The organism is Dinoroseobacter shibae DFL 12 = DSM 16493 (genome assembly GCF_000018145.1).
In the GTDB taxonomy this organism is placed as follows: Bacteria; Pseudomonadota; Alphaproteobacteria; order Rhodobacterales; family Rhodobacteraceae; genus Dinoroseobacter; species Dinoroseobacter shibae.
In genome coordinates this window covers 456,503-482,788 of the sequence record NC_009952.1, presented here as the reverse complement: position 1 = coordinate 482,788, position 26,286 = coordinate 456,503, and the positions used below count along the sequence as shown (strand labels likewise).

Here is a 26,286-nt window from a genome sequence, read left to right as displayed (position 1 = left end):
CCTACTACAAGACTGCACAAGTCATTGGAGGCTGTTCCAAGACATCTCGATCGGACCAGGAAACACATGATCAAAGCCAACGCAAACCGGACCATCCTGACTTGCACCTGCGAAAACACCATGTCGCCCGACGAGGGAGCCTTGGCCAAGGCAGGCTGTGCCGCGGGCGGTTCGGTCAACCAGCTTTGCCGCGCGAACCTCGATAATTTCCGGGCGGCCTTGGCCAAGGGGTTGCCCGTGACGGTGGCCTGCACGCAAGAAGCCCCGCTGTTTTCGGAAGTCGCTGCAGACGAGGCACCCGATCTGCCCCTGTCCTTTGCGAACATCCGCGAAACCGCGGGCTGGACCGCCCAGGCGGCAACCAGCGGCCCGAAAATGGCCGCCATGATCGCAGCCGCGGCCGTTGCCCCGGCCCCCTTCGGCGTCACTACGCTGGACAGCACTGGCGTGACCTTGATCCTGGGCCGCGACGAGGTCGCGATCGAGGCGGCAGACGCCCTGTCCGAACATCTCGACATCACGGTCCTGATGCAGCCCGGTTCACAGATCACCCCGCCCATGCAAACCCGTTTCCCGGTTCTGCAAGGGCGCATCCGGACCGCCCTGGGTCATCTGGGGGCGTTCACGCTCACTGTCGATGACTACGCAGCCCCGTCGCCCTCGTCGCGCGAAGTGCTGAAGTTCGAGGCCGCGCGGGACGGCGCCGTGTCACGGGCGGATCTAGTGGTCGATCTGACCGGCACCCAGCCGCTTTTCGCGGCACATGACCTGCGACCGGGGTATCTTCGCGCCGATCCGAAGAACCCCAGGGCCGTCGCGGACCTGATCGCGAAGGCGGGGCAGATGGTGGGGACCTTCGACAAGCCGGTATATATCGACTTTCTGGCCGATCTTTGCGCCCATTCGCGCAACGGCATCACCGGCTGCACGAGGTGCCTGTCGCTCTGCCCGACCGGCGCGATCACCCCAAATGGCGACAGCGTCCAGATAGATCCCGCCATCTGTGCCGGTTGCGGCCAGTGCGCGGCGGCCTGCCCGACGGGGGCGGCCGCATATGCCCTGCCCGATGTGGCAACGGTGGCCGCACGTCTGCGCGCGGCCCTGAAGGCATGGCACGATGCGGGCGGGACGACGGCACCGGTTATCTTGCTGCACGACGCGGATCACGGGGAGCCGTTGATCAACGCGTCGGGCCGCTATGGCAACGGCCTGCCCGCCCATGTCATCCCTCTCGGGCTAAACGAGATCACGCAGGCCGGGCCCGAAGTTCTGGCTGCCGCTTTCGCCTATGGCGCGGGTGCCGTCGCGCTTTTGGGGCGCGCCAAACCCCTCCATGATGTCGACGGATTGCGGGCGGGGATCGAGCTTGTCACGGGCGTAGCGGAGGCGATGGGCCATGGTCCCGTAACCCTGATCGAAACGGACGATCCGGACGCCTTGGAAGCGGCGTTGGACGTCCTGCCCAAGAGCGCCGTTCATGCGGCCCCTTCCAGCTTTCTGCCGCCCGCGGACAAACGCGGTCTTCTGGTCATGGCATTTGCCGAAATGAACCGCGCCGCGCCAAAGCCCGCGCAAACCCTGCCTTTGCCGCAAGGCGCGCCCTTCGGCAGCGTGACCGTCGATCCCGAGGCCTGCACGCTGTGCCAGGCCTGCACCGGTGTCTGCCCAACAGGCGCATTGCTCGACAACCCGGAAACGCCAATGCTGCGCTTTACCGAAAGCGCTTGTGTGCAATGCGGGCTCTGCGCCGCGACCTGCCCCGAAACCGCCATTACCCTGACACCGCAGTTGGATTTCGCCGCCTGGGACACGCCGCGCCGGATCCTGCACGAAGAGCCGCCCTTTTGCTGCACGGTCTGCGGCGAGGCCTTCGCGACGCGCTCGGGAATCGACCGGGTCAAATCGCGCCTGGTCGATCATTGGATGTTCCAGGGCGAGACCGGCGCCGCGCGACTCAAGGTTCTGTCGATGTGCGAAGACTGCCGGGTCCAGGAAATCGTCAACCAGGGCTTCGACCCCCATGGCGAGACGATACGCAAAGTCAGAACGCAAGCCGATTACGGTGACGGTTACGAGGACAGCTAACTGAGTGGCGCGATCAGCGGCCCCCCGGTATTGATGTATACGCCTCCTGTAGGCGCACTGCTTTTTTCTTCGAAGCGCTCCTCTTGCATGGTGCCACTGCTCCGGTTGGAAAACGGGGAGCCAGGAGTAGCGTCAGGACCCATTGTTCAGCGGCAGCACTTGTGGTTCAAGGGCGAGCAACGAGCGGTGGAATGGAAGGTTAGGGCCTAATCAATCGGTCCTACCCCTAGGAAGCGACAGCTCCGTTCAGCGGCAGACCATCCTGCAGGAACAGAACGCCACCTCGACAGGATTCTGTCGCGGGGCCGAGGCGCGCTTCTGGACGCGGGCTGATCGAACCCGCCGAAGAAATCCTGCACCACCACGCCCGGCGCACCATCGAGCACGTCCGACAAGGTGACGGTCGCCTTGTCGCGGTAAGTCTCTGCGCGCAGCAGGTCCGTGCCGCCCGGGGTGTCGCGCTGCCGCTCTTCGGCGGTGGCCAGAGCGCCACTGGTGCCGTCGATGACGATCGGTTCCAGTTCGATGGTGGTGCCCGGGGTGGCGGATTGGCCGAGGGCGAGGGTTGGCATCAGCGCCTCGACAACCGTCGCGGTCAGGGGTCGTAGAAGCAGCATCTTTTCCAGTCTTTCGGTTGGAGTTGCGGCTGCCGGTCAGGTGGCGCGATGAGGAATCCTATTCCGCCGCCTCGGGGAACCGGACGGGTGCGGCGGGCAGGTGAGGTTTCGACGCGGCCCGGTCCGGCGGACCTTCCGGCAGGGCGACGCGGGACAGGGCGGGCCAGTAGGCTATCGCCCACAGCAGGAAGGCAGCCGTCCAGGTCCCGGAGGCAAGCGCGGGCGCAGGAAGGGGCAGGGACAGGCCGAGATCAGGCGCCACACGGAGCATGACGGATGCGACCAGCATCCCGGCGCCGAGCCGGGCAGCGCGCGACAGGCCGAGCGGCCGGCCCGTGTGCAGAAGGCCCGCGATGCAGTAGACCGCATAGACGCCAAGCCCGAGACCGCCCATGAAGGCGATGTGCAACCCCGTGACCTCCGGCCAGGGTGCCCCGAGACGCGCAGCCCCCGCGAGGATGAGGCCGAGTCCCGCCAGCGCGCTGGAGCCTGCAAGCAAGAGAATCTCGGCCATGGCAATCTCGCGCCCGATGAAAGCTTCGCCGACGCGGTCCATGAACGCTGCCCCGGCGGCGACCAATAGCCAGGCGGAGACTGCGGGACTGACACCGAGCAGGTCGCCCGCCATCACCACGAGGACTAGGCCGGGCGCAAGATGCAATCGACCGGGATGGGGCCGGAAGGGCGAGGTTCGCTCGGTCGGATCGAGCACGAGGTTCGTCACTGGCGCGGTAATCCGCGACAAGGCGAGGCCCAGAAGCCCCAGAAGGGCGAACCCGGCGAGGTGAATGCTCTGGGTTGCCAGAGTGAGATTTCCGGTGGCAAAGCCGAAGTGGCCCACGGCCGTACAGACCGTGAGGATCGCCAGCCAGGCGATGAAGGCGACCAGCCGGTCGGTGCGTCGGCGGATCGACAGGACCCCCAGCCAAACGGTCAGCGCGCACATCCAGCCGAGATCCGCCAGTGCGCCGACGGCCCCGAACGCATCCCAGCCGAAAAGTCCAACGGTGCGCCCGACCGCCCAGAGCCCCGCCAGCGCCCAGAGCGGGCGACCCCGTGGCGGCTCGGTATCGGTCCATTCCGGCGCGGCGGTGGTGACGAAGCCGATCAATGCGGCGCCGAACGCCCCGATCAGCATTTCATGGGCGTGCCAGAGGGCCGGGGGCACGTCCTGCGCCATCGGCAGATCCAATCCCCATGCGAGGACCCAGAGCGCGGGGAACTGCGCCGCGTAGAGCGCCCCCAGCAGAAAGAACAGGCGAAACCCCTCATCGCCGAGGGTGGCGAGCGGACCCCGGGGCAGGGGTCGGCTGCGCCCGGTGGCGGGGCCGCAACTCATGCGACCTGCCTTTCATCGACATCGTGGATGTGTCGGAAGATCGGATCCGTGTGGGTGGCTGTCTGGACCCAGTCGAAGACCGCGTCGTCGCTCCGGTCGCACGGGTTTCCGATAAGGGGCCGGTGGCCGAGGATCCCGCGCCCATGTGTATCCAACACGGCGATGCGATGGGCGATCCGGGCAGCTTCGGACAGGTCATGGGTGATGAACAGACCCGACAGGTGGCCTCCGGCGCAGGTCGCGATGACCAGATCCTGCATGCGGCGCCTCAGTGCCACGTCGAGCGCGGTGAAGGGTTCGTCGAAATAGATGAAATCGGGCCGGATAGCGAGGGCGCGGGCGATGGCCACACGCTGCCGCATGCCGCCGGACAACTCCACCGGGTATTTGTTCAGGTCCTCCGCCAGGAGCGCGACCTGCGCGGCGGCCTGCGCGATGCGCGTCGGGCGCGCAGCACGTGGTACCCGCGCCATCCGCAGCACGTAGTCGATGTTGCCCGCCGCCGTGGCCCAGGGAATCAGGGCGGGGTCCTGAAAGATCATCGCATGGCGCGTGTAACCGTGGGAGATCCGACCGGCCCTGGCCTCGATCAACCCGGCGGCGATATGGGCGAGGGTGGATTTGCCACAGCCGGAGGGTCCGACGAGAGCGACGATCTCGCCTTGAGCCACGCTCAGGTCGATCGTGTCGAGTACGGTACGGCCCAGAAAGGCGTGGCCAATGCCCGAGAGCTGCAGGGTGGTCATCGCTTCACTCCCCAGGGTTGGGCTGCGTGCCGCCAGCGGTCGATCTCGGCTTTGACGGGTTGGACCAGCGTGTATTCCACCACGATCAGCAGAGCGACGGCGATCAACACCCAGGCGAGGGCCAGTCCGATATCGAGGTTGATGCGGGCATCCGCGAGGGCCCCACCGATGCCACCCGCATTGGCCAGCAATTCGGCCATCACCGCCACCTTGAAGGCGGTGCCGAGGGCGAGGGCGAGGGCGGGAAAAAGGGTTGTGGTGGTCTGCCGCAGGCCGATGGTCATGAACCGCCGCACCGGCCCGGCGCCGAAGACCGAGGCCATTCGGTCGAGCAGCCGATCCCGGGTCGTGATACCCCGCGCCGCACCCATGAAGACCACCGGCAGGGCGGAGATCAGGATTACCGTGCGCACCGTCGCGTCGGAGCCACCGAACCAGATCATCGCCAGCACGATCCAGGCAATCGGCGGCACACCGAGCAGGACCGTGACAAGGGGTGTGACCAAACGCAGGACCGCCGGGAAATAGCCCGCTGCCACGCCGAGCGCGGTGCCGACCGCGGCGACCAGAAAGAAGCCGCTGACAGCCCGCTGGAGCGTCAGGGCGGCGATTTTCCAGGCTGCGGGGTCGCCCGCGAGGGATGCGACCGTCTGCATGGTGTCGAGCGGTGATGTCAGAATGAAAGGCCCGTAGGCCTCATGCCCGGCTTGCCAGACCGCAAAGAGCAGAGCCAGGGCCGCCAGCCCGGCCCAGCCCGACCACAGAAAGGCCCCGACGCGACCGACGCGCGTCACCAAGGAAATCAGGAGGAGATGAGACATGACCGGGCCTGCCTGAGAAGAGGGGGCGGGACGACTGGGGGCCGTCCCGCGCGAGAGGTTACAGATAGAAGGCGTCGTCCGGCATCGCACCGCCGATGCGAGCGAGATCCGGGCCCGCCATTGCCGCCAGCAGGCGTTCGATGTCGGCCCGCGCTTCGTTGGCCGGACGGGCGACCAGGTTCGAATTGGGGATCGAGGCCGCCAGAAGCGGTGCGGGCAGGCCGAGCGCCTCGGTGGCATGGGCCGCGGCTGCCTCGGGGTTGGCCAGAACGTCGGCGGTCGCCTGTTCAAGCGCAGCCAGAAGGGCGGGAACCGCGTCACCGTAAGTGTCGAGGAAGGTTGGCGTCAGTGCCAGCCCCGCCTGCGGCAGCACCGGCGCGGCCCCGGTCATCTCGCCCCAGACGGCCTGCAGGTTGATCGCGCGACGGATCTGCTTGCCCGCCTCGCGCCCGCGCAGCACCGCCGCGGTGGTCGAGGGCTCGGCGGTAAGGGCGGCATCGACCTGGCCCGCCAGCATCAATTGCATGGCTTCGGTGGGCGTGCCCGCATAGGTGATTTTCAGATCTTCGGCACGCATCCCATGATGGTCGAGGAGTTGGCTGAAAATGATCTCCGGGGTATCGCCGCGGAACGGCACCGCGATGTGACGACCCGCGAGATCGGGGATCGTCGCGATCCCTGTTTCCTCGGCGATGATGTAGAGCAGGCCATTGGTCATCGCGTTTTCCAGCCTGATCGGGAAGCCGCGATTGTAGAAGTTCGCGGCCGCTTGAATCGGCACCACGGACACAAGGATTTCGCCCGAAGTCAGCCCCGCCCGTAACTCGTCGGGGCTGCGCCATGGGGTAAAGAGCGTCTCCTCGGCGATGTCGGACAGCATTCCGGTCTTGACCGCATGGGCCAAGGTGATCGAGGGGCCGGCCGGCGGCCCGTAGAGCGCCAGCCGTGGGATCGGCTGTGCCGCGGCGCTGCGGGGCAGGGCGAGGGCGCCAGCGGCCGTGCCCAGCAGGGCGAGAGTGGATCGGCGGGAAAGAAAAGTCATTGCAAGTGCTCCTGAAGGCCTGAAACCGAGGTTTCGGTGTCGACATAGGTGGAACAGGCGCCGCGCCGGGCCTTGGCAGCTGAGAGGGAGGGCGGGATGGCGCGTGACCGGACCTCTGCGGCGAGGATGGCGGGCGCCGGTCTCAGTGCCAGAGCGAAGGGGTGGTCCATGGAGAGTCTCCAGATTGGCGAGCGCCACAGGGGCGCGGGGATCTGGCTGGGGCTGCGAAGGCGCCTGGCTCTCGAAGGTCTCGGCCCCCATTCGGGCGGCTGAGGATATAGAAGCTTGCGGCAAGTAAGCAGATTGCCTGGAGCGCGAGGACCAGCCCCGGCACACCCGCGAGCAGGCTGACGATCAGCGCCGCGCCCATCATCAGATGGGCGACAGCCTTGCCGCGCGGCGCGATGGCGCCATGGGCGCGCCAATCGGCGATCGCGGGGCCGAACACACGGTGCCGCTCCAGCCGCTGCGCAAGGCGCGGTGATCCCCGTCCCAGACAGACAGCGCCCAGGATGACGAAGGGCGTGGTCGGCAGGACTGGCAAGACCGCGCCCACCGACCCGACCATTACGGCGATGACACCCGCCGCGACCCACAGGGGCTGGCGCGCGGTCGCAAGGGCAAGTCGGGTCCGTATCATGATCGTTCGCGCGCCGCTTGTTCAGTTGATATCTGTTACATCGATTAAAGGGGGCCGCTTGGGTGATCCTTAATCCTGATAAATTCACTCAGGTTTTGTTATGACCGGTGTTGGGGCAACAATCGAGCAACGGGCCCGCCCAATCGAAATCCGGTAGCTGTCGCATGTCCGAGGCAGACGGCGCGTCCTCAAGAGCGCGGTCAGGTTCTGCAGAGGCACGTCGCCGAGGCCCGTTGTCCCGCGAAGTCTCCCAAGTGGCGAGGCGATCGCGATGGACGCCCCGTCCCGGGCGAAGGACACGCTACCCGATTAGCTTTGCAGACGCTGTTGCACGGCGGCAGGTACCGCCAGGCCGTGGGACGCGCTGGCGCGCCGGTGCTGATTAAAAAGGCGCGGCAGGCGGATGCGGGGTCTCCACGCCGCATCGCAAAGCCGACCCACAGTCAGAAGTGAGCCCGCAAAATGGCGGTCAGGTGGTCTTGAACAGTGGTAATGTCGACGTGATCGGTATCAATGTGTGGCCACTGAGACCTACGACTCGATCAAGCGCAGGGTGGGCACGATTACCAATGCGAGCACCAAGACCATGTCTGGGGCCGGAGTCGCGACAGCGCTGGTCAAAAACGGCAACATTATGACGCCAACGGTCAGTGGCACCACTGCAGTCAATGGCGGCACAGTCGTGGTCGATAGAGGGGCGCTTACAGGTGAGCCCATGTGGCGGGCGGCACGCTCGATCTGGACGACGGCATTTTAGCTGTGATCGAGGTCACAGCGGCAGCTTTGACATGGATGGTAGCAGCGGCGGCACCGTGACCAAGTCCGACGGCACCACGTTCCTGCGCGTGTCCGGAGGCGCGACCGTCGCAGCAGGGTGCGACCAAGATGGATCTAGCTCAGCGAGGCAAAGGCGCTCATCAACACAGTCGCAACCAGAAGCCCAAGGACTTACACGGCAAGCACAGTGGGTAAACCGATCACCATGATCACCATGGCTTGACCGACGACCCTGCCCCCCCGTCGTGTGTCATGCGCCGAGCAGGCCCCCCGCGGCCGCAAGATTAGACCGGCGCGGGGCGGGAAAAGGCCTATTTGCAGCGCCATAGCCCCTGCAATCGGCGGCCATACTTGAAACAATCCATAAAATCCGGTAGGATCATCGTATTTATTCGAGTTCGATTTTGACAGCACAATTTTTCAGGGGGCCCCATGCGCGTTTTCGTAGTGATTTCCGCGCTCTGCATTTCAATCGTTACGAGCAGTTTCGATGCGCAGGCGTTCAACAAGTCCCGCATCAAAGGCACGATTTTCGTCCGCAATGCGGCCGGAGAGACGATTCCCATTCCCTGGCAAGACGCGGAGGAGTTGCGCCGAATCATCAATTTCGAGGGTCGGCATTTCGACCTCGATACGCGACTTTACATGGTGGATCTGGACCACAAAAAGATCGAGAAGGTGGAAGAGGAATTCTTCGATTTCTCGACAATGCTGCTGGACGACATCTATGCTCCCGCGAAAGTCTACCTGAAGGTTTTCCATGAAGGTTACTTTCTGGAAACGCCGATTTATGACTTCCATCGCCATGACGGCGATTGGCCTGTTGGCACGCTGTATATCGAGCGGCGGTATTTCAATGATGGGGAGCGGCGGCAGGAAGTTCTCGACTTTCTGGATAGCAACAGCTTCACGGAATCCGAGGCCAGTGACACGCTGAATGTGCTCGGCAGCCTACTGGCGGATCGAGCCGACCCGGAGGACTTCCAGCTTCTGGTGCAGATGGTGTCCAAGCTGATCCGGGACAACGGGCGTTTGCCGCCGGACCTGGTGGGTGACCTGCAACGTCTGGCGGCGACGCGCATGGTCGGCGGGCGCGGCTTCACCCGGTTTGCCGAGCTGGAGACAGCGGCGCAGTTCGATGTGCTCTTCGGACTGGGATTCTGGCTAACGCGGGCCCCGGAACCCAAGCAACCGGTTCTGCCCAATCTGACCTATTATCAGCTGGCACAGCAGTTCTTCGACGCCACGGTCGAACTGGCGTTTTCCCATGCTGCCGAGTTGGACCGTTTCGCCGTGGCCAGTGCATTTCAGGAATACTACAAGCTGGAGTGCGCGCTGGGTCTGCCCGAGGATTGCTTTACCGTGATCGGGGATTTCATCGCGCTTCTGGAAGAGTTCGAGAGCCAGGGCATGTCCTTTCCAAACCGGCGCAAGAAGACCTTCCTCGCTGATTACAGGGTCAAGGTGGAAGACCTGTCGGAATATGGGACCGGGCGGGACATCACCGATGGCGCCTTTGTCGCCCGCATGGCCGCGAATACGGAGATGCGCGCTTATTGGCAGGGCTTTTTCGATGCCGCGCGCTCGGGGCCGATGGAGCCGGTCGTGAGCGCCTCTCCGGGGCTGTCGCGCACTGTACGTCTGGCTGAGGACATTCTCAACCAGCCGGTCGTCACCAATTGAACACAGGGAAGGATAGCCCCATGCCCGAAGACACGCCCCCACCCCAGTCGACATCTAAGCGCCCCGCCACACCGGTGGAACAAAGCCCGATCGACCCGGTCCCGTCCCCGACTGCAGACCCGCCGCCCGGGCAAGAAGAAAGCGAAGACCGGTTTCTGCGCCGTTTCGTGGTGATCACGGCGACGCTCGTGGCCTCGACTATCGCGATCGGCATCATCTTCATAACCGCGCTGCTGCCCTTCTACAGCGATCAGAACGCGCCGGAGCAGCTGGTTAACTGGGGCGGGATCATCATCGGTTTCTACTTCGGCACATTCGCCAGCCTGCTCAAGGACTGGTTGTCGTCCAACAAAAGCACAGGAGGTGCAAGATGAGACACATTTTGAGACAGGGCATTCTGGCCGCTTTCCTCTGCCTGATCGGGTTCATGGCCGCTGCGCAACCTCCGGCGCCGCCGCCTCCCTGCCCGCCGAACGTGTTGCAGTGCTGATCCGGCTGGTACTGCTACTGGCGCTTTGGGCTCCTGCGACGGCTCTGGCGCAGGCGTGCACCTCCGACCCGGAGGTGTGCAACCAGATCCTGAGCGCCAAGCAGGACAACGATGCCGGTGCCCCAAAGGACGCGCTGGACCATTTGCGCAAGGCGCAGGACACGGCCGGGATCGACACCCAGTGGGTGGTCTACCTGCTGGGACAGAAAGCGACTGCATATTCCCAGAGCGGTAATTCCGAGCAATCGCTCGCAGCTATCGCCTCAGCGCTTGAATTCCGACCGAATGATGTTTGGCTGCTGCTGCAATCCTGCCGTTTGCATGCGGCGAGCAGTTTTCTCGCCAAGGCGCAGCGCGATTGTGCACGGGTGCGCACCCTGATGCGCCGGACGAAGGACAAGGACCTGCAAGCCGTCCAGATGGCTCATCTCGTCCATGCGGAAGCGCAGCTTGCGCTGATCATGCGCTACCCGGACCTGGCGCTGGAGAAGTTGGAGTCGCTGGATGGCAGCGGGATCCCGCCCCGGTTCATCGACGATTTGCGGGCGTCTGCCCTGTCGATGCTGGGGGATCATGCGGCGGCCAAACAGGCACTGGACCGGGTGCTGGCCCTCGCCACCGACGAGCCGGAGGCATCGCGCGCGGCCCTCTACCAGCGGCGTGGGTTCGAGCAGATCGCCCTCGGCACCGTGGACGCGGGGCTCGTCGATCTTGAGACCGCCGTCGCGACTGCGCGAGAGGTCGACGACACCGTGCCGGACAGGGACAGTGCCCTTGCGCAGTACCTCTACGGGCTGTGTGCGGTACATTTGCAACGGGAGGCAGCCGAGGCCGCGCTTGAGTGGTGCGGCGCTCTGTCGGAGACGGAGACCGGGCAGACCAGCCACGTCTTTCTCGATGCCTACGGGTTGGCGCAGATGCGCAACGGACTCTACGAGGCGGCGGCGGAGACATTCGCTAAGGCGCTAGACCTCGTCCCGCGCAGCACACAGAGCTACCGTCACCTGCAACAAAGCGTCCGCCTGGCGCAGGACTCGGGCTTGCCGCTGGTGCTGGACGACTATGTCGACGACCGGGTGCGATTGTTGCAGCCCAACTGATCGTGACCCGCGTAGCGGCCCCGCGACAATGTCAGTGGTTGATCCGGTATTCCATGACCAGTCCACACATTTCAGACAGAGACTTGGTTGATCGAACTCAACGTCTCTGGTCGAGCGTATTAGCCATTTCACGGTGCTTCCGAAAACCCGAAAAAGCGTACAAAGACGATCCAGGGTAAAATCGTGAAGGCCGTGCGCGCTCTGCCCCATCTGGCGCGCAGATCCATCACATGCGATCTCGGCACCGAGTTTGTCAGTTGGCCACACCTGCAGTCTGAGATCGACACTTGGACGTGGTTTTGTGATCCATCTTTGACTTGGCAGAATGGCACCGTCGGAAACATAAACCGACGGGTCCGAAGATAGCGCCTCCGCAAGCGCGACATCCGGACGGTCTCAGACCATGAATTGAAAATGACCTGTGACCGCCCCAACGCGACACCCGGGAAATGCCTCGGACGGAAGATGCGAGCCGCGGTCTTCTGCGAAAAGGTGGTGGAAGAAGTCGACCCGTGCCCCTGCCCTAAACCCGAGCACGAGTCGCGTTTCAAGTATGTCCAATAGGCTATTCGGCTCTTCGCGACACTTCGTTGAACTCTTTGTCGAGCTTGATGTCGAATTGGTTGCCACCTTTGCAAATCACGTCATCCAGGTCGTAGCCATCGTCTTCGACCTCGATGTCATCGGCATCCATCTGGCATTCCATCTCTGCCAGCATCGCCATGATCTTCATCTCGGTGGCCTCATCGACCTCGCTCGCAAAACCCGTGCTTGCCACGACCATGGCCGCGGTGAAGGCTAGGATCGGTTTCATGTGAAGCTCCTTGGTTGGTTACTGAATGGACAAGGTGACGGACTGGCTTTCCCCGGTGGATCCGGGAATGCGCAGCACATGGCGGCCAGGCTTTATCGCGATGAACGACAGCTCGGCGACCCCGGCCTTGTCGAACTCGATCGAGTCGATGGCCATGGGGCGGATCTCGATCTGATTGATGACGATCTCGTTCATCCAGATCGCCCGAAAAAAGCTGGGTCCTTCGATCGCCAGCTCGGCAGAACCGTCGGCGGTGATCTCGAGCTTGTAATAGGCTCCGGACTCGAGCACCACGTCCTCGCCAAGGGGCTTGCCCGAAGCGAGGGTCAACTGGATCGTCTCGCCCCGGTTGCAGCTGGCCAACAATCCGGCAAATCCCAGATCGTCACACAGCGGCGCCGCAGCCAATGGCCCCCCGAAACAGGTAAGAGCGGCTGCGCATATGAGGTGTCTCATCGGTTATCCTTTCTTTGGGGCACGGCAGACCCGTCGCAGGGCAATGGACTTAGTTGACGGTCACGACGCCCCATGGCTGTTGCCCAACCTGGATGGAGCGGATAGCGCGTTCCTTTTCCACGTCGATCACTGTGATGTCGTTGGAATTGCCATTGGTGGTCAGCAGGTATTTTTCATCGGGCGTGAAATCGAGCTGCCAGACCCGCTGACCCACGAGGATGTAGTCGAGCACTTCGAGGCTGCGCGCGTCGACCACAGCGACCCTGTTCGCAGGTCCGAGCGCCACGAAGAGACGTGAGCCATCCTTGGTCACCCGCGCGCCCACCGGTTGCAGCCATTCGGGCTGAAGCCCGGCCACTTCGAAGCTGATCTTGCCCACAACCGTCGGCGCTCCGTCTTCATCGATATCCATGACCGAGACTGTCCCGCCGATCTCGGAGGTGACGAAGAGCCGGGTGCCGTCGCTGGTGTAATGGGCGTAGCGCGGACGCTGATCCACCAAGATATTGTGTTTGATCTTGTAGTCCTCGGTCGAGATGAAATGCGCCATGTTGGTGGTCTCGGAGGTGTTGACCACCCATTTGGCATCCGGGCTCATGCCCATGCCCTCTGGCTCCACGCCGACGGGCACCTCGGCCAGCACCATACGCGTCTCGGTATCGGTAACGGTGACCAGATTGTCGTCCTCGTTCGCGATGTAGAGCCGCTTGCCTGAAGGTTCGAGAATGAACAGCTCCGGATCCGGGCCGGACGGCAGGCTCGGCAATTCCTCGTATGTGGTGGCGTCGAATACGCGGATCAGGTTGTCGTCCGACGCGCAAACATAGATCACCTTTTCATCCGGGCTGACGGTGATGCCACGGGGACGGTTTCCCGCGAAAAACTCGGTCTCGACCTCCCACGTGTCGGTATTCACTACAGTGATCGTGTTGCCACGTTCATTCGAGACGAAGGCTCTGCCGGCAAGGCCCTGCGCTGTGCCCAGCGCCAGAATGGCGACGGAAAGAAGGATCGTTTTCATGGGGCCCTCCATGGGTTCAAAGGCGGTTCATTTGAAAGCGGAGCAAGCCGATTCCGGCTCGTCCAGGCCGAGTGTGTCGAGGGCAGAGTGCTGGTGCAGAAAGCCGTCCTGGGGGCTTACGCTGACGGTAATGCTGCCATCGTGGAGTAGGATCGGCTGACGCAGCTGGCCGTTCCAGTCGCGGAAAGTCACTTTCTGGCCCTTGAAAGCGGCAAGCTCGAAAGCGTCCGAAATGGCGTAGTCGCGCAATTCCATGGGATTGGCCGTATTGGCACGGGTCACGGCTTCGCCGACCACCCGCAAAGCGAGCCAAACGTTGTAGTCTTCGGGCTTGGCATAGCGCCCGGCCAGTGCCTCGAAGCGGGTCTGGAACTGCGTGGCGCCATAGGCTTCATGCGCTCCGTGAAACGTGGTTGGCACCAGCCCGCCCGAGCCAGCCACAGGGCGCGGCGTCCAGAGGTGATAACTGAGATAGCGGGCGAAGTAGTCGGTCTCATCGGCGGCGACGAGCACGTCATGGCCCGCAGCGCCTTGGGTGAAGTTCGGCAACTGCCGCTGAACCAGGACGTGGCCAGAATCCGTCCTGCGGGACCCGCCCGAGTACTCGAGCACACGTTCCTCGGTGATGCGCGCGCCAAACTTGCGGGCCGAGAACCGGTAAGAGTCGGCCAAGGCGACATCGGCTGGGTTTGAGCCCGAAATCAGGAACCAGTTCTTCCACTGCTTCCAGACCAGAAACTGCGCCACTGCATCCGTGTTCATTCTGCGGCTCGGGGCCGTGTGAAGCAAGTTTCCGCGGCATTGATCATCCCGCAGCGCCATGTCCGGAGCGAGGGCGTTGAACACGAGTGCTCCGGCTTCTGCGGCGCGATCCGTCAGACGTAAAAGGTCCTCAAACCGGGCCAGAATGACGATGATATCCACGCCCTCGGCCAGCAACGCCTCAAGCGCCTCTCCTGCATCTGCGGCCGTGGTGGCTACGGCGCGCGTCTCGTAGGTATGGCCCAGAAAACTGCCGGTTGTCCCGTTATCTTCGTCAGCAAGTGCCGCGCCGGCAAAGCCCAGATCCTCGGGCCGAAGGTCATACCGGCTGATCGGGAGCAGGGTCTGATAATCGACCCTCAAGACGGCAGCCCGTACGTCAATGGCCAACGCAACCGGAGCAGATGTCAGCAAGCTGAAGGCGGCCAAGAGCGGTGCCAGCAAAAGTCTCACGATGTCCTCCCCTCGCCCGACATTCCGAGACACCAGGTTTCTTTTTGCCCTGGTTTCTCGGGTACGAGCGGTCCCAGGCCGATACCTTTGGCGTGGTTGCCTTCAAAGCTTAACAGTCAGATCCTCACACGTAACTCTTATTTTTTAAGAACAGGGACATGAAAGAGATCCTCTTGGTCACCTTGCTCTGGACGACTTGCGCGGCGGCGCAGGACAAGGTGGCCTTCTTTGGGCTAACCATGCTCGATACGTCCCCGCAAACTGCCGCCTTGGGCCCTGACCCTGCGGAGGCTGCGCGGCTCGAGGCTCTCGAAAAGGTTGTCGCGGAAAGGTTCCAAGCCGAAGGCTATGAGCTGGTTGATCTGGCGCCGGAAAAGGTGGCCATCGACCGAGTCGCCAATCTTGCAAAATGCTATGGCTGTGACACGCGGATCGCTCAACGCTTGGGAGCGGGTTTCTCCCTAGTGGGCGAGGTGCAGAAAGTGTCGAACCTTATTCTGACCATGAACCTTCAGCTGCGCGATGCGAATAGCGGGGATCTGGTCAAAGGTGGCGTCGTCGACATCCGGGGCAACACAGATGACAGCTGGTCCCGCGGCATGCGCTATATCTTGAACAATCGCATTTTCAAGGACGAAAAATGAGAAAGTGCAACTTCATGCTGGCTTGGGTGACCGCGGTGCTCTTGCCCTGTCTCGCCACGGCCGATGAACTGAGATGCCAGACGGTCAGCCTGACCACGCAGATGGCCGCCGTTCCCGCAGAAGTCTGGGCGGTGCGCGGCAACTGAACAAAAATACCCTCGCAGCCGACCGTCGTCTCGACCAAGCACCCGAATGGCGATGCCGCGATCGCGGCGGTGACAGGGGCCTTCTGATGGGACTCGACGCGGTGACGGAGCGCTTTGGTGCCCCCGGGTTCTGACCTGTTTGCGGCTCGGTGCCCCGCCACCGCACCAGTGGCGACGCGCAGTGTTGCATTTGCGACTTGCAAAAAACGGAAATCTGATCCCGGTGATCGATATCGACGCAAAAACCTCTGCCGTGCTACCCTCCGTCATTACGTGAGACGGCCCACGCACCATTGGTGCTTTTGTTCTGGGAGGAACGAAATGACCCGCCTGACCCTGACGACTGCCCTTTTGTGCTGTACCGCCCTGCCTGCGCTTGCCGGGGCGGAGGCATGGGATGACATCAGAGCCGCGCTTTATGGAGACCGCTTGTTGCTGGACGGTGCCAAGGTCATCGCCATCGATGCCCCCTACCGCACTCCGGACGACGCCCGCACGGATCTCGCAGCTCAGATCATTCCGCCCTTGGGAACCGAGGTATCGAAGGTTTGGGTCGTGCTCGACGAGAACCCCATGCCCGTCTCTGCCGTGTTCGAGCTCAAGGACCCGCAGCCGAGCTTCTTCTTTGACGTGACAATGCGCGTGAACGGGCCGACGCCCTTGCATGTTGTAGCCGAAACCAGCGATGGGCGACTCTTCGTGCAAGAGAGTTTCGTGAAGACCTCGGGCACCGGTGCGTGTGCCGCCCCGCCGGGGACCGATCCGATTGCGGCACTGACGTCGCTGGGCGAGATTGATGTCTCTCTTGGCAGTGCGTTGCCCGGCATCGCGGAAGGAGAGTTGATCAGCTTCGCCTCGCAATTGTCGCGCATGGATGTGGATATTTCACACCCGTCCCATTCGGGTATGCAGAGGGACCAGATCTCGCTGCTCTTCATCCCGATGCGCTATGTCGAAAGTATCGATATCGACCTCGATGAATCCGGGTTCGTCGAGATGACGGGATCGATCTCTCTTTCGGAAAACCCGCGTGTCGGGCTTTCAATACCGAGCAGCTCCCGATCGGTCGACGTCACCATGACCGACACCGACGGCACGGTCAGCAAGCTGCATCAGAAGCTCGCCGGGTACTGACCCGAACACAGGAAAAGACGCCGCCGGGCTCAGAACCCGGCGGGCTCGGCATCAATTGTAGCAAGCGAAGCTGAACTGCGCCGCGCGGCGAGAAACATCACCCACGGTCAGATCGCAGTTATCCGCCATCGCGGTAGTCTGACCGCTTTGCGCAGTACTGAGCGCAAGGCCGTTGACCGCGATCCGTGCGGTACCATCCGGTTGCACCAACGAGACAAAAACACGCGCGGCCCCGTCGCCCAGAATGGCGGCTTCCCCGGCTCCCAGTTCCGCCGACTGCCACACGGCATCAGTGCATTCAGCCCCGACCGTTGCATGACCGCGATCCACTTGCGCTAGCGTCAGGCGGCAGCTTTGCGCGCCCGCCATCACCGTGGCGCGATCGCCGGCGGCCAGAACAACTTTCTCGCCATTGACCGACAGACGCGCTGCGTCCTCTGTGACTCGAGATGCAAAGACCCGCAGACTGCCATCATTGAGAATAGTGGTCTCACCTGGACTGATCCCTTCTGCGGCGGGCAGTTCATCGCCGCACAGGGCGGAGATCGAGGCGCCGTTGCGGGACAGGCCTTCCAGGGTGATGCGGCAATGCCCATCGCCCGATGCAACGGTGCGCCAGATCCCTTCGCGCAGGGTCTTGCGGTCTCCGTTGATCGAGGCGCGCAGGCTGTTGGCCCCCGGGTCGAGCCGGGAGACGAACACCCGCACGGCGCCATCCGCGAAAAGCGCGGTCTGCCCCGGCATCAGTCCGGGCGCACCCGGTGCCTCCTCTTCAGCGGGTTCGTTTGCCGGTGCGCTGGCCTGCTCGTTGGCAGGCGCCAGGGTCTTTTCAGGCGGGCTTGCGGCCCCCAACGCGGCGACCATTTCGCTTAGATCGCCGGATTGCATCGCCAGTTCTTCGAGGCGTATGCGCAACGCCGCCAGATCCTCTTCGGCCAGCGCACCGGATGCCTGATCCACAAGCGCATCTACTGCACCCTGCAGGTCCGCAAGTCTGCTATCCATGGCGTCTTGTACCTTCACGAGTTCGCCATCGAGGCGGGATTGGACCGCGTTCAACCGGCTCTCGAGATCGGCGACTGCTTCGGTCAACGGCGCGGTCCGTGCATCCAGCAGGGCTGCCGTATCGTCCCCGCCCGAAAGGCCGCGTCCAACGGCAAAAACGAGCAAAATCCCGATTACAGCCCCGAATGCGGCGAATATCTTTTTGTCTTCCAATGTTCTTCCCCCCCCGCCCCGCGAACCCGGCAAGCGTGCCAGGTTGGACGAATCTCGTTGTGTTTTCGCCCGTCAGCCTACCATTTCAGCCTCATCCGGGCTTGCCTTTTTGCAGATGTTTTCCCGTCGCGATCTCAGTTCGATTGAGGCTGCGGCTCTTCAGGAGTGATACGCTCCAGCGGATAGTCCCAAAGCATCCAGCCATCGCTGCCCTCTGGCAACCAATGAACCGCAGTATAACCCCAAGCGAGCGCGCGCTTCGCAGCGTTCCAGCTCATCCAGCAATCTTCGAGACAAAACAGCAGGATCGGATGCGTCTTCTCACCCCCGGTGGCCCGCGCGAGGCCATCGCGAAAGTACTGCTCCGTGATCTCGGCCAACGCACCATAGCCCACGTTGGGCAACCATATGGAGCCCGGGATCGAATAGCGCGGCTTGTCCCGCCAGAGCGTACCCTCTGGCAAATTCGCGGGCCTCGGTGCCTGGGGCATCACATCGATGAATACCGTTTCGCCTCCGAGCCAGAGGGCATAAGCAGCTTCCGGTCCCACGACCGCCGCCCCACTCAGGGTTGCCGGAACCGGAGCGCGGTAATGATCCATTCTGTAGTCTTCGGGCTCCGGCACCGGCTGCGCAGCGGCCGCCAGCGGCAGCCACAGCAGAAGGGCCAGCCTCCGGATCATTGTGGTGGCTCGATCACTTCCTTGCCGAGATCAGTGACCAGCGGCACGCCCGCCTCGAAAAGCACGGCGTTTATTTCGTCCTGATGCCGCCGGATGAGGGAGTTCAACCTGCGTTGCCAAACCTTTTCGCCCTGGCGGACCCCCATGGTGATCCGAAAGAACAGCCGCGGCGGCAAGGTCTCGTTCACCAGCGGGATCAGTTTGAGGTTGGGGTGGTGCTGTTTGACCAGTGGTCCGCCAATGGGGCCCCAAAGGATCGCGGCGTCAATGTCGCCCGCCTCCAGATCATTGAGCATATCAACGGCAGGGCTCTCGTGGCGACGATCCACCACGAGGTTATAGGCCTTCGCTTTTCCCACAAGCCCGTTGCGTGCCAGATGGGCCGAGGGCGGCGTGCCCGCGACGATCCCGATCCGCCGCCCCTGCAGGGACGGATCATCGAGCGAGGTCACGCCGGCCAGATCGCCCTCGGCGGGAACGATAAGGGAATAGACGGACGTGAAGTAATGATTGGTGTTCAGCACCAGCTCATGGCCCTGTGCATAGCCAATCACCAGATCGCATTTCTTGGCGTTGAGCGTGTTACGCACAAACCCCGTGGCCATGGGATACCATGTGTATTGGACCGGTAATTCCAGTTTCGATCCAACTAACTCCGCCAGCCTGTTCTCGAACCCATCCTCGGTCTTTGCGGACATCGGCAGGTTCGCGGGATCCGCGCAGACCCGCAGGGCGTTTGTCGATACCAGATCAGAGGTTTGGGCCGCGACCCCTCCGGAGGAAATTGCCAGCCCGACCGACAGGGTCACGGTCAATCTGCATAGCACATCAGCCCATGCAGCCATCTTCTTCCTCGCGGATCATGTCGCTCTTGGCTTCCTTTTTGGCGGGGCGACCGCGCGGTACGGCATCCACGGCGCGTGCTTTGAGATACACATAGATATCATCAAGATAGCACATCACGTTCCTGTTGTCGCCGAAATGGGGCATGACGGAGTTGCCAACCGCGCGGCCATTCACCACGACATCGTAGAAGTCGTAATAGCCCATGTGGATGGCGGAATTCTTGATCTTCGGCGCATAGGTCGACCCTTCGCCGTCCGGGCCGTGGCAGACATGACACTCGGCATGATAGCGGCGGAAACCGTTGAACGTCAGCCAGTCGACGGTGCCGTCTTCGGCGATGTTGAAGGTCGGGATATCGTCTTCGGTGAAATAGCGGCCACCCTCGGAATAGGCGACCGGAACTTCCGGATAGTCCCCTTCAGGATCCACATCCTGATCGGACCAGTTTGCCGCGAAAACAACTGTCGCGGTCAGGGCGGCCGTGGCGGCTGCGACTATCGCGAGGGGGGCTGCGGAGCGCATCATCATGCTGGCCTTTCAATTTTAAAGGTTGAAGCGACGTGTTGGCGCATCTCTCAATGCGCCAACACACTAGGAAAACCATTCCAGGTCTCAGTTCGGCAGGGCGAACACGGTCAACTGACCGCCCAGGGCGGTGTAGTCACTCAGGGCAGCATAGCCGCCCACGGCGCCCAGACCGTCATTGGGGTTTGTCAGGCCCGCTGCGAGGCCGATCCCGGCCCAACCGCCGACACCCGACAAGACGCCGACATACTGTCTGCCGTCATGCTCGTAGGTCATCACGTTACCGATGATCCCGGACGGAGTCTTGAAGCGATAGAGCTCCTCGCCCGTGTCCGCGTGCACCGCCTTCAGGTGACCTTCGAGCGTACCGTAGAACACGACGTCGCCAGCCGTTGCCAGCGCACCGGACCAGACAGAGAACTTCTCGGGAATGGACCACAAGATCTCGCCGTTGATATTGTCCCAGGCGATGAAGTTGCCCATGCCGCCATGGCTGTCCGGCGCCGGGTACATCGACAGGGTCGCCCCGACATAGGGCTGGCCTGCGGTATAGCTCACCCGGAAGGGTTCGTAGTCCATGCAGACGTGGTTGGTCGGCACGTAGAACACCTGGGTCTTGGGCGAATAGGCCGCCGGCTGCTGGTCCTTGGTGCCCAGGGCAGCTGGGCAGATGCCGGTGGTGTTGACGTCTTCACCGTTCTGCGCGGTGGAATACTGTGCCACCACCTGCGGACGACCGTAGGTTTCGCTGTTCGGGTCCATATCGACACCGGTAGTCCAGTTCACGACCGGGTCGAACTTCTCGGCCACCAGCAATTCGCCGGTCACACGGTCCATGGTGTACGCCAGGCCGTTACGATCGAAGCGGGTGAGCAGCTTGCGCATCTCGCCGTCGAATTCCTGTTCGGTCAGGATGTTCTCGTTCACACCGTCATAATCCCACTCGTCATGCGGGGTCATCTGGTAGAACCATTTCGCCATACCGGTATCGATATCGCGCGCCATGACCGTCATCGTCCAACGATTGTCGCCGGGCCGCTGGGCCGGGTTCCAGGTCGAGGGGTTGCCGGTACCGTAGTAGAACAGATTCTCTTCCATGTCCGCTGCGTACCATCCCCAAGTGGTGCCGCCGCCGATCATCCACTGATCGCCCTCCCAGGAATTCAGGCTCGAATTCTCGCCGATCGGCTTGCCCAAGTGGGTGGTGTTTTCCGGATCGACAAGCATGTCGTCATCTGGACCCAGCGAATAGGCCCGCCATACCAGTTCGCCGCTGTTGATGTCATAGGCCGTGACATGACCGCGGACACCGAACTCACCGCCGGAGATGCCGACGATGACCTTGTCCTTGACCGGCAGAACCGTCGCGGTGTTTGTCTCGCCGATTGACGGGTCGCCATTCTGGACTTCCCACAGCACATCGCCCGTGTTGGCATCGAGTGCGACGACCTTGGTGTCGGCCTGGTGCAGGAAGATCTTGCCATCCGCATAGGCCACACCACGGTTCACCGTGTCGCAGCACATCACCGGAATCACATCCGGGTCCTGCTTGGGCTCGTACTTCCAGATGATCTTGCCTTCATTGGACAGATCGAGGGCATAGACGATATTCGGGAACGGCGTGTGCACGTACATCGTATCGCCAATCACCAGAGGCGAGCCTTCATGACCGCGAAGAACGCCGGTCGAGAATGTCCAGGCAACCTGCAGATCCCCCACGTTCTCGGCGTTGATTTCATCCAGTTCGGAGTAACGGTGGTTCTTATAGTCGCCAGTCTGGATCGCCCATTGTTTCGAGTCGTCCATTTGAGTGATCAAGTCGTCATTTGCATACGCAACAGTGGCGGCACAAAGGGCAATTCCTGATGTCAGAAGCGAAAACCTTCTCATCAATATTCCTCCCAAAAGAAGCGGCGGTCTCGCCGCGAAAGCGATGCTCGCCCCGTCCCTGGGCCGACCATCTTGGCGTTTTCTGCGGGGACGATGTTCCTCCTCGGCCCTACAGAAGGTTTCGGCCTTACATCCCTTCCACCCAGCAGGTGGCGAGATAGGCAATCATGTTCTTGCGGTCCTCTTTCTTCCGAAGACCCGCAAAGGCTATCATTGTGCCTTTTTCGAAGTTCTTGGGTTTGGCAAGAAACGCCGCAAATTTTTCTGTGCTCCTGATTGTGCCTTCGGCATTCAGAACCACAAACGCGTCGGAATACGAGAACCCCTCGATCGAACCGACTGCGCGGTCGACCGCACCGTTGAGCCGGGGACTGGCTCTGCTTTCGGCATCGACGCTTACTTGGTGATACGCCTTGCCGGTACGGAAAACCTTCTCGCCGGCGGCAGCGTCTACGGTGATATCGCCAGCCGCCATAGCCAAGACAGGCAGTGTCACGAGACAAGTCGCTGCGGCGAGGATGCGGTTCATGGTCTCCCTTCCGGTTTCCTCAGTTCAGACGTGCGGCATGCCACTCGACGTGGTCCTGCGCGAAGGTACTCACAAAGAAATAACTGTGGTCATAACCCGCCTGCATACGAACCTGACCGGGTTGGCGGCGGGCAATCATGGCCTCTGCCAGAGCCTCTGGCTTCAAGAGGTCCAGAAACTGATCCGACGCCCCCTGATCCACCAGCAAATCGCCCTTCCATCCATGTTCCTTGAGCAGGATCGTCGAATCGTGCGCCGACCAAGCCGCCTCGTCATCACCCAGATAAGCGCTAAGCTGCTTTCGTCCCCAATCGGACTGAGTCGGGTGCGAAATCGGTGCGAAGGCGGACAGCGACGTGAACATGTCAGGGTTACGCAGGGCCATGGTAATCGCTCCATGCCCCCCCATCGAATGCCCGGTAATTCCGTGGCGGTCCTGCACCGGCAGGGTTTCCAAGACAATACCACGTAATTCCTGCAGGACATAGTCATACATCTGGAAATGGGGCTTCCACGGATCGCGAGTGGCATTCACGTAAAACCCCGCCCCCTGCCCCAGATCATAGGCGTCGTCATCGGCTACCCCATCGCCCCGCGGCGATGTGTCGGGAAACACCACGGCGATACCGTTCTTGGCCGCGTGCTCCTGAAACCCACCTTTGACCATGGCGTTTTCATGGGTGCACGTGAGTCCCGATAGGTACCAGAGAACCGGCACCGGACCTTCCGAAATCTGCGGCGGCAAGTAGGCGGCAAATGTCATATCGCAGTTGCACGTGCTGGACCGATGCGAAAACACCTTCTGCGTTCCGCCAAAGCTCCGGTTTTCTGCCACCAGGTCGACCACCCCTCAGAACTCCACGACTGCGCGGATGGATTCGCCTTTGTGCATCAGGTCGAAGCCGTGATTGATCTCGTCCAGGGTCAGCTTGTGCGTGATCATCGGGTCAATCTCGATCTTGCCGTCCATGTACCAGTCCACGATCTTCGGCACATCCGTCCGACCCCGCGCGCCGCCAAAAGCGGTGCCGCGCCAGACCCGGCCCGTGACCAGCTGGAAGGGCCGCGTCGCGATCTCGGCACCAGCCGGGGCCACGCCGATGATGATGCTCTCGCCCCAGCCCTTATGCGCGGATTCGAGGGCCGCGCGCATCACCTGTACGTTGCCCGTGGCGTCGAAGGTATAGTCAGCCCCACCGCCGGTCAGATCGACCAGATGCGCCACCAGGTCGCCCTCGACCTTGGAGGGATTCACGAAATCGGTCATCCCGAAATGGCGGGCCATCTCGATCTTGCCATCGTTCAGGTCCACACCGACGATCTGATCCGCACCGGCAAGACGAAGGCCCTGGATCACGTTGAGGCCAATACCACCGAGGCCGAACACGATCCCGCGTGAGCCGATCTCGACCTTGGCGGTGTTGATCACTGCCCCGATGCCGGTGGTCACGCCGCAGCCGATATAGCAGATCTTGTCGAAGGGCGCGTCCTTGCGGACCTTGGCCAGTGCAATTTCAGGCACCACCGTATGGTTCGAGAAGGTCGAGCAGCCCATGTAGTGGTAAATTGGAGTGCCATCGAGCATAGAAAACCGGGTGGTAGCATCAGGCAACAAGCCCTGTCCCTGCGTCGCCCGAACCTTCTGGCAGAGGTTGGTCTTGGGGTTCAGGCAGTACTCGCACTCCCGGCATTCCGGGGTGTAGAGCGGGATCACGTGGTCGCCGACCTCTAGACTGGTGACACCCTCGCCGACCTCGATGACGATACCCGCGCCCTCGTGGCCGAGAATGGCCGGAAAGATGCCCTCGGGATCGTCGCCGGACCGGGTGAACTCGTCGGTATGGCACAAGCCGGTCGCCTTGACTTCGACCAGAACCTCACCGGCCTTGGGACCGTCCAGGTTTACTTCCATCACTTCCAGTGGCTGACCAGCAGCAACTGCCACAGCTGCGCGCGTTCGCATTCAATTTCCTCCCACTGACCATGATGGTGCGAAGCCACTATGATCGTACCCCGACTATGGGCGCGCGAGGTTCGTTGCATCAATTAAGACAATGGTGGGTATTCGGATGATTGGACAGGTGAAACCCGGTTAGTCATACTGCACCAACACCTGAACAAGGATGTCACATGCTTAGACCTCTGGCCGTTGCACTTGCGATTCTGCTCCCGTCTCTTCCGGCGCTGGCGGCGGATTACTCCGATCCGACATGGCCGTGCGTTCAACGAAAGGTCGAGAACCTGTCACCCGGTCTGATGTGGGCGTTCCCCCTTGACCCAAAGACGGTTACCCCGGACAAGGCGCGGGACGCGGATGTCGCGGAACTGGCCGGATACCTCGGTCTGCGAAGCGTGACGCTGGAGGAACTGGAACCTCGTGTGGCGGCGTTCGCCCAGGCCTATAACGGGGATACCGAAACCCTTGGCCTTGTGTTCCATGACGTGTTCGACAACCTTTCAAAGCGGCGCAGCCGTATCATCTCGGGGATCGAGGACTTCTCATTGAGCCAGATCGCGCTAGCAGAGAAGATCGATGGCAATCGGCTCGCGATGGATGCCGAGATGGCGAAAGACGCACCGAACTTCGATGTGATCGACGCCCTCGAAGAAACGATCGACTGGGACCAGATCATCTACACGGACCGCCAGCGCAACATCACCTACCTTTGTGAAACGCCCACCTTGCTTGAGCGGCGGCTCTTTGGGATCGCCCAGATGTTGCAGCGAGTCGCGGTCGTCGACTAGGGTTTCTCGCGCTGCAGGGTTGCGCTCACTCCCATTCAAGCTCAGTGAACGCCACGGTTGCGTTGCGCGGGTTGTAGGCCTCGAAAAGCTCCCAGTACTCTTGTTCTTCAGCTGCGATCCGTGCGACCGCTTCGCCCAGTCGCTCCCCCGCATCCAGCGCCCGCCGCGTATCGCGTTCTAGAACACCGAGATACCGCGCCATGTCGGCCGCTCCTACCGGCCACTCCAACAGGGGGCCGCCATGGCCCGGCACCACTCCGGTAATCTCGCGCTGCGCCAGTTCGGCGATGACTGCGCGCCATCCCAGCAGACTTCCGTCCAAGGCGGGTGTATGCCGATCAAAGACCAGGTCCCCGGCAAACAGAATGCCGCTCTCTCGATCCAGCACTGTCAAATCGGTGCCCGTATGGGACGTGGGCCAGGTCTCCAACTCCAGGACGCGCCCACCCAGGTCAATCTCTGCGGTTGTCTCGACAAAATCGTCCAGCAAGGTCACTTCGGTACCCAGCATCGTCTCGGCCCCAATCAACCGCGCAAGGCTTGCGAGATAGTTGACCTGCCGGTCGATCAGTGCCCGGGGCAGATCCCGGTGCCCCACTGCCAGCGCCCCCCCTTCGACGAGGACCGATGCCCCGAAGACATGGTCGGGATGCATATGGGTCAGGATGACATGACTGACCGGCTTGTCGGTCACTGCCCTGATCGCGCGCCAGGTCGCCTCGCCCATCCAGCGCGCTGTGCCGCTGTCAATCACGGCGACGCTGCGCTCTCCGACCACGAAGCCCAAGTTCGACACATTGCCCCGGTTGTTCATGTCAGGTTCTGCAACAGCGCCACGATGGACGAAAACACCCTCTGCCACCTCGGCCATCTCAAATGTAGTCCCCGTCGGGGCACACTGCGGCGCGCCTTTGGCGACCAGTCCTGCAATGTGCAGGTTGGGCGGGGATTGCCCCAACCGCGCAACGCACGCGGAGGCACTTGCTGCCTCGAAACCGGGCAGAAGATGGTCGCGACAAGGGCCTGACTCAAGGGAAAGACAAAGGGTAACGATCGCTTCGAACACCGGGTCTTCCTCCT

General features: G+C 62.3%; 27 protein-coding genes and 1 pseudogene. 9 read left to right on the top strand and 19 right to left on the bottom strand.

Annotated features, from left to right (window positions below):
• Nucleotides 1-66: 66 nt before the first annotated feature.
• Nucleotides 67-2,085 carry a 4Fe-4S dicluster domain-containing protein gene (locus DSHI_RS02530; protein ID WP_012177174.1) on the top strand — a complete coding sequence of 673 codons (2,019 nt, stop codon included), beginning with the start codon at nucleotides 67-69 and terminating at the stop codon, nucleotides 2,083-2,085.
• Between the two features lie 206 nt (nucleotides 2,086-2,291).
• Here the strand turns inward: DSHI_RS02530 and DSHI_RS02525 are convergent, their stop codons facing one another.
• The 6 genes from DSHI_RS02525 to DSHI_RS21610 form a co-directional block, all read right to left on the bottom strand.
• Nucleotides 2,292-2,702, bottom strand: coding sequence for a hypothetical protein (locus tag DSHI_RS02525; RefSeq protein ID WP_012177173.1), 411 nt, complete (start codon nucleotides 2,700-2,702; stop codon nucleotides 2,292-2,294).
• A 58-nt stretch (nucleotides 2,703-2,760) separates the two neighbouring features.
• Nucleotides 2,761-4,041: an NnrS family protein gene (locus DSHI_RS02520; RefSeq protein WP_012177172.1), complete on the bottom strand. Its 1,281-nt coding sequence runs from the start codon at nucleotides 4,039-4,041 to the stop codon at nucleotides 2,761-2,763.
• On the bottom strand, nucleotides 4,038-4,787 hold the full coding sequence (locus DSHI_RS02515; RefSeq protein WP_012177171.1) for an ABC transporter ATP-binding protein: 750 nt from the start codon (nucleotides 4,785-4,787) through the stop codon (nucleotides 4,038-4,040). The genes DSHI_RS02520 and DSHI_RS02515 overlap by 4 nt, the downstream gene beginning before the upstream one ends.
• A complete protein-coding gene (locus DSHI_RS02510; RefSeq protein ID WP_012177170.1) occupies nucleotides 4,784-5,608 on the bottom strand; it encodes an ABC transporter permease in 825 nt (274 codons plus the stop codon). The genes DSHI_RS02515 and DSHI_RS02510 overlap by 4 nt, the downstream gene beginning before the upstream one ends.
• 58 nt (nucleotides 5,609-5,666) lie before the next feature.
• Nucleotides 5,667-6,650: an ABC transporter substrate-binding protein gene (locus DSHI_RS02505; RefSeq protein ID WP_012177169.1), complete on the bottom strand. Its 984-nt coding sequence runs from the start codon at nucleotides 6,648-6,650 to the stop codon at nucleotides 5,667-5,669.
• 142 nt (nucleotides 6,651-6,792) lie between these two features.
• Nucleotides 6,793-7,290, bottom strand: a complete 498-nt coding sequence (locus DSHI_RS21610) for a YbaN family protein (protein WP_083768347.1) — start codon at nucleotides 7,288-7,290, stop codon at nucleotides 6,793-6,795.
• Nucleotides 7,291-8,499: 1,209 nt separating this feature from the next.
• Between DSHI_RS21610 and DSHI_RS02500 the strand changes: the two genes are divergently transcribed.
• From DSHI_RS02500 to DSHI_RS23085, 4 genes and pseudogenes are all read left to right on the top strand, one after another.
• Nucleotides 8,500-9,750 carry a hypothetical protein gene (locus DSHI_RS02500; protein WP_012177167.1) on the top strand — a complete coding sequence of 417 codons (1,251 nt, stop codon included), beginning with the start codon at nucleotides 8,500-8,502 and terminating at the stop codon, nucleotides 9,748-9,750.
• 20 nt (nucleotides 9,751-9,770) lie between these two features.
• On the top strand, nucleotides 9,771-10,124 hold the full coding sequence (locus DSHI_RS02495) for a hypothetical protein (protein ID WP_012177166.1): 354 nt from the start codon (nucleotides 9,771-9,773) through the stop codon (nucleotides 10,122-10,124).
• Nucleotides 10,125-10,233: 109 nt separating this feature from the next.
• Nucleotides 10,234-11,340 carry a hypothetical protein gene (locus tag DSHI_RS02490; protein ID WP_157865205.1) on the top strand — a complete coding sequence of 369 codons (1,107 nt, stop codon included), beginning with the start codon at nucleotides 10,234-10,236 and terminating at the stop codon, nucleotides 11,338-11,340.
• A 70-nt stretch (nucleotides 11,341-11,410) separates the two neighbouring features.
• A pseudogene (locus DSHI_RS23085) lies at nucleotides 11,411-11,904 on the top strand (IS30 family transposase); the annotation flags it as partial.
• 1 nt (nucleotide 11,905) lies between these two features.
• Here DSHI_RS23085 and DSHI_RS02485 read toward each other — a convergent pair.
• From DSHI_RS02485 to DSHI_RS02470, 4 genes are read right to left on the bottom strand one after another with little or no spacing between them, the layout of a single operon-like run.
• Nucleotides 11,906-12,154, bottom strand: coding sequence for a PepSY domain-containing protein (locus DSHI_RS02485; RefSeq protein ID WP_012177164.1), 249 nt, complete (start codon nucleotides 12,152-12,154; stop codon nucleotides 11,906-11,908).
• Nucleotides 12,155-12,172: 18 nt separating this feature from the next.
• A complete protein-coding gene (locus tag DSHI_RS02480) occupies nucleotides 12,173-12,610 on the bottom strand; it encodes a cupredoxin domain-containing protein (RefSeq protein ID WP_012177163.1) in 438 nt (145 codons plus the stop codon).
• Between the two features lie 49 nt (nucleotides 12,611-12,659).
• Nucleotides 12,660-13,631 (bottom strand): YVTN family beta-propeller repeat protein, encoded by a 972-nt coding sequence (locus tag DSHI_RS02475; RefSeq protein WP_012177162.1) that lies wholly within the window; start codon nucleotides 13,629-13,631, stop codon nucleotides 12,660-12,662.
• Between the two features lie 27 nt (nucleotides 13,632-13,658).
• The gene (locus tag DSHI_RS02470; protein ID WP_012177161.1) at nucleotides 13,659-14,846 is read right to left on the bottom strand and encodes an ABC transporter substrate-binding protein; all 1,188 of its coding nucleotides are present in this window, start codon (nucleotides 14,844-14,846) and stop codon (nucleotides 13,659-13,661) included.
• A 158-nt stretch (nucleotides 14,847-15,004) separates the two neighbouring features.
• Between DSHI_RS02470 and DSHI_RS02465 the strand changes: the two genes are divergently transcribed.
• The 3 genes from DSHI_RS02465 to DSHI_RS02460 all read left to right on the top strand — a co-directional run bounded on the left by DSHI_RS02465 (nucleotide 15,005) and on the right by DSHI_RS02460 (nucleotide 16,770).
• A complete protein-coding gene (locus tag DSHI_RS02465) occupies nucleotides 15,005-15,490 on the top strand; it encodes a DUF3280 domain-containing protein (protein ID WP_012177160.1) in 486 nt (161 codons plus the stop codon).
• Complete coding sequence (locus tag DSHI_RS22200; RefSeq protein ID WP_157865202.1) at nucleotides 15,487-15,636, top strand: hypothetical protein; 150 nt, start codon at nucleotides 15,487-15,489, stop codon at nucleotides 15,634-15,636. The genes DSHI_RS02465 and DSHI_RS22200 overlap by 4 nt, the downstream gene beginning before the upstream one ends.
• Before the next feature lie 321 nt (nucleotides 15,637-15,957).
• Nucleotides 15,958-16,770, top strand: a complete 813-nt coding sequence (locus tag DSHI_RS02460) for a quinoprotein dehydrogenase-associated SoxYZ-like carrier (protein WP_012177159.1) — start codon at nucleotides 15,958-15,960, stop codon at nucleotides 16,768-16,770.
• 51 nt (nucleotides 16,771-16,821) lie between these two features.
• Here the strand turns inward: DSHI_RS02460 and DSHI_RS02455 are convergent, their stop codons facing one another.
• The 8 genes from DSHI_RS02455 to DSHI_RS02420 form a co-directional block, all read right to left on the bottom strand.
• The gene (locus DSHI_RS02455; protein ID WP_157865199.1) at nucleotides 16,822-17,862 is read right to left on the bottom strand and encodes a hypothetical protein; all 1,041 of its coding nucleotides are present in this window, start codon (nucleotides 17,860-17,862) and stop codon (nucleotides 16,822-16,824) included.
• Between the two features lie 260 nt (nucleotides 17,863-18,122).
• Complete coding sequence (locus DSHI_RS02450; protein ID WP_012177157.1) at nucleotides 18,123-18,671, bottom strand: PQQ-dependent catabolism-associated CXXCW motif protein; 549 nt, start codon at nucleotides 18,669-18,671, stop codon at nucleotides 18,123-18,125.
• Nucleotides 18,668-19,516, bottom strand: a complete 849-nt coding sequence (locus DSHI_RS02445) for a substrate-binding domain-containing protein (RefSeq protein ID WP_012177156.1) — start codon at nucleotides 19,514-19,516, stop codon at nucleotides 18,668-18,670. The genes DSHI_RS02450 and DSHI_RS02445 overlap by 4 nt, the downstream gene beginning before the upstream one ends.
• Complete coding sequence (locus DSHI_RS02440; RefSeq protein WP_012177155.1) at nucleotides 19,500-20,045, bottom strand: c-type cytochrome, methanol metabolism-related; 546 nt, start codon at nucleotides 20,043-20,045, stop codon at nucleotides 19,500-19,502. Before DSHI_RS02440 ends, DSHI_RS02445 begins: the two co-directional genes overlap by 17 nt.
• Nucleotides 20,046-20,129: 84 nt before the next feature.
• Complete coding sequence (locus DSHI_RS02435) at nucleotides 20,130-21,932, bottom strand: methanol/ethanol family PQQ-dependent dehydrogenase (protein WP_012177154.1); 1,803 nt, start codon at nucleotides 21,930-21,932, stop codon at nucleotides 20,130-20,132.
• A 127-nt stretch (nucleotides 21,933-22,059) separates the two neighbouring features.
• A complete protein-coding gene (locus DSHI_RS02430; protein WP_012177153.1) occupies nucleotides 22,060-22,461 on the bottom strand; it encodes a c-type cytochrome in 402 nt (133 codons plus the stop codon).
• 19 nt (nucleotides 22,462-22,480) lie between these two features.
• Nucleotides 22,481-23,308, bottom strand: coding sequence for an S-formylglutathione hydrolase (gene fghA / locus DSHI_RS02425; protein WP_012177152.1), 828 nt, complete (start codon nucleotides 23,306-23,308; stop codon nucleotides 22,481-22,483).
• Between the two features lie 3 nt (nucleotides 23,309-23,311).
• Nucleotides 23,312-24,424 carry an S-(hydroxymethyl)glutathione dehydrogenase/class III alcohol dehydrogenase gene (locus DSHI_RS02420; protein ID WP_012177151.1) on the bottom strand — a complete coding sequence of 371 codons (1,113 nt, stop codon included), beginning with the start codon at nucleotides 24,422-24,424 and terminating at the stop codon, nucleotides 23,312-23,314.
• 167 nt (nucleotides 24,425-24,591) lie between these two features.
• Here DSHI_RS02420 and DSHI_RS02415 point away from each other — a divergent pair, with 167 nt between their 5' ends.
• Entirely contained in the window at nucleotides 24,592-25,206 is a 615-nt protein-coding gene (locus tag DSHI_RS02415) for a hypothetical protein (RefSeq protein ID WP_012177150.1), read from the top strand.
• A gap of 25 nt (nucleotides 25,207-25,231) precedes the next feature.
• Here the strand turns inward: DSHI_RS02415 and DSHI_RS02410 are convergent, their stop codons facing one another.
• Nucleotides 25,232-26,272: a quinoprotein relay system zinc metallohydrolase 2 gene (locus DSHI_RS02410; RefSeq protein ID WP_012177149.1), complete on the bottom strand. Its 1,041-nt coding sequence runs from the start codon at nucleotides 26,270-26,272 to the stop codon at nucleotides 25,232-25,234.
• Nucleotides 26,273-26,286: the final 14 nt, after the last annotated feature.

Excerpts from the sequence above, each read along its gene's own strand:
- DSHI_RS02530 (WP_012177174.1), top strand. The coding sequence starts at position 67 with ATGATCAAAGCCAACGCAAACCGGACCATCCTGACTTGCACCTGCGAA.
- DSHI_RS02525 (WP_012177173.1), bottom strand. The coding sequence starts at position 2,702 with ATGCTGCTTCTACGACCCCTGACCGCGACGGTTGTCGAGGCGCTGATG.
- DSHI_RS02520 (WP_012177172.1), bottom strand. The coding sequence starts at position 4,041 with ATGAGTTGCGGCCCCGCCACCGGGCGCAGCCGACCCCTGCCCCGGGGT.
- DSHI_RS02515 (WP_012177171.1), bottom strand. The coding sequence starts at position 4,787 with ATGACCACCCTGCAGCTCTCGGGCATTGGCCACGCCTTTCTGGGCCGT.
- DSHI_RS02510 (WP_012177170.1), bottom strand. The coding sequence starts at position 5,608 with ATGTCTCATCTCCTCCTGATTTCCTTGGTGACGCGCGTCGGTCGCGTC.
- DSHI_RS02505 (WP_012177169.1), bottom strand. The coding sequence starts at position 6,650 with ATGACTTTTCTTTCCCGCCGATCCACTCTCGCCCTGCTGGGCACGGCC.
- DSHI_RS21610 (WP_083768347.1), bottom strand. The coding sequence starts at position 7,290 with ATGATACGGACCCGACTTGCCCTTGCGACCGCGCGCCAGCCCCTGTGG.
- DSHI_RS02500 (WP_012177167.1), top strand. The coding sequence starts at position 8,500 with ATGCGCGTTTTCGTAGTGATTTCCGCGCTCTGCATTTCAATCGTTACG.
- DSHI_RS02495 (WP_012177166.1), top strand. The coding sequence starts at position 9,771 with ATGCCCGAAGACACGCCCCCACCCCAGTCGACATCTAAGCGCCCCGCC.
- DSHI_RS02485 (WP_012177164.1), bottom strand. The coding sequence starts at position 12,154 with ATGAAACCGATCCTAGCCTTCACCGCGGCCATGGTCGTGGCAAGCACG.
- DSHI_RS02480 (WP_012177163.1), bottom strand. The coding sequence starts at position 12,610 with ATGAGACACCTCATATGCGCAGCCGCTCTTACCTGTTTCGGGGGGCCA.
- DSHI_RS02475 (WP_012177162.1), bottom strand. The coding sequence starts at position 13,631 with ATGAAAACGATCCTTCTTTCCGTCGCCATTCTGGCGCTGGGCACAGCG.
- DSHI_RS02465 (WP_012177160.1), top strand. The coding sequence starts at position 15,005 with ATGAAAGAGATCCTCTTGGTCACCTTGCTCTGGACGACTTGCGCGGCG.
- DSHI_RS22200 (WP_157865202.1), top strand. The coding sequence starts at position 15,487 with ATGAGAAAGTGCAACTTCATGCTGGCTTGGGTGACCGCGGTGCTCTTG.
- DSHI_RS02460 (WP_012177159.1), top strand. The coding sequence starts at position 15,958 with ATGACCCGCCTGACCCTGACGACTGCCCTTTTGTGCTGTACCGCCCTG.
- DSHI_RS02450 (WP_012177157.1), bottom strand. The coding sequence starts at position 18,671 with ATGATCCGGAGGCTGGCCCTTCTGCTGTGGCTGCCGCTGGCGGCCGCT.
- DSHI_RS02445 (WP_012177156.1), bottom strand. The coding sequence starts at position 19,516 with ATGGCTGCATGGGCTGATGTGCTATGCAGATTGACCGTGACCCTGTCG.
- DSHI_RS02440 (WP_012177155.1), bottom strand. The coding sequence starts at position 20,045 with ATGATGATGCGCTCCGCAGCCCCCCTCGCGATAGTCGCAGCCGCCACG.
- DSHI_RS02435 (WP_012177154.1), bottom strand. The coding sequence starts at position 21,932 with ATGAGAAGGTTTTCGCTTCTGACATCAGGAATTGCCCTTTGTGCCGCC.
- DSHI_RS02430 (WP_012177153.1), bottom strand. The coding sequence starts at position 22,461 with ATGAACCGCATCCTCGCCGCAGCGACTTGTCTCGTGACACTGCCTGTC.
- DSHI_RS02420 (WP_012177151.1), bottom strand. The coding sequence starts at position 24,424 with ATGCGAACGCGCGCAGCTGTGGCAGTTGCTGCTGGTCAGCCACTGGAA.
- DSHI_RS02415 (WP_012177150.1), top strand. The coding sequence starts at position 24,592 with ATGCTTAGACCTCTGGCCGTTGCACTTGCGATTCTGCTCCCGTCTCTT.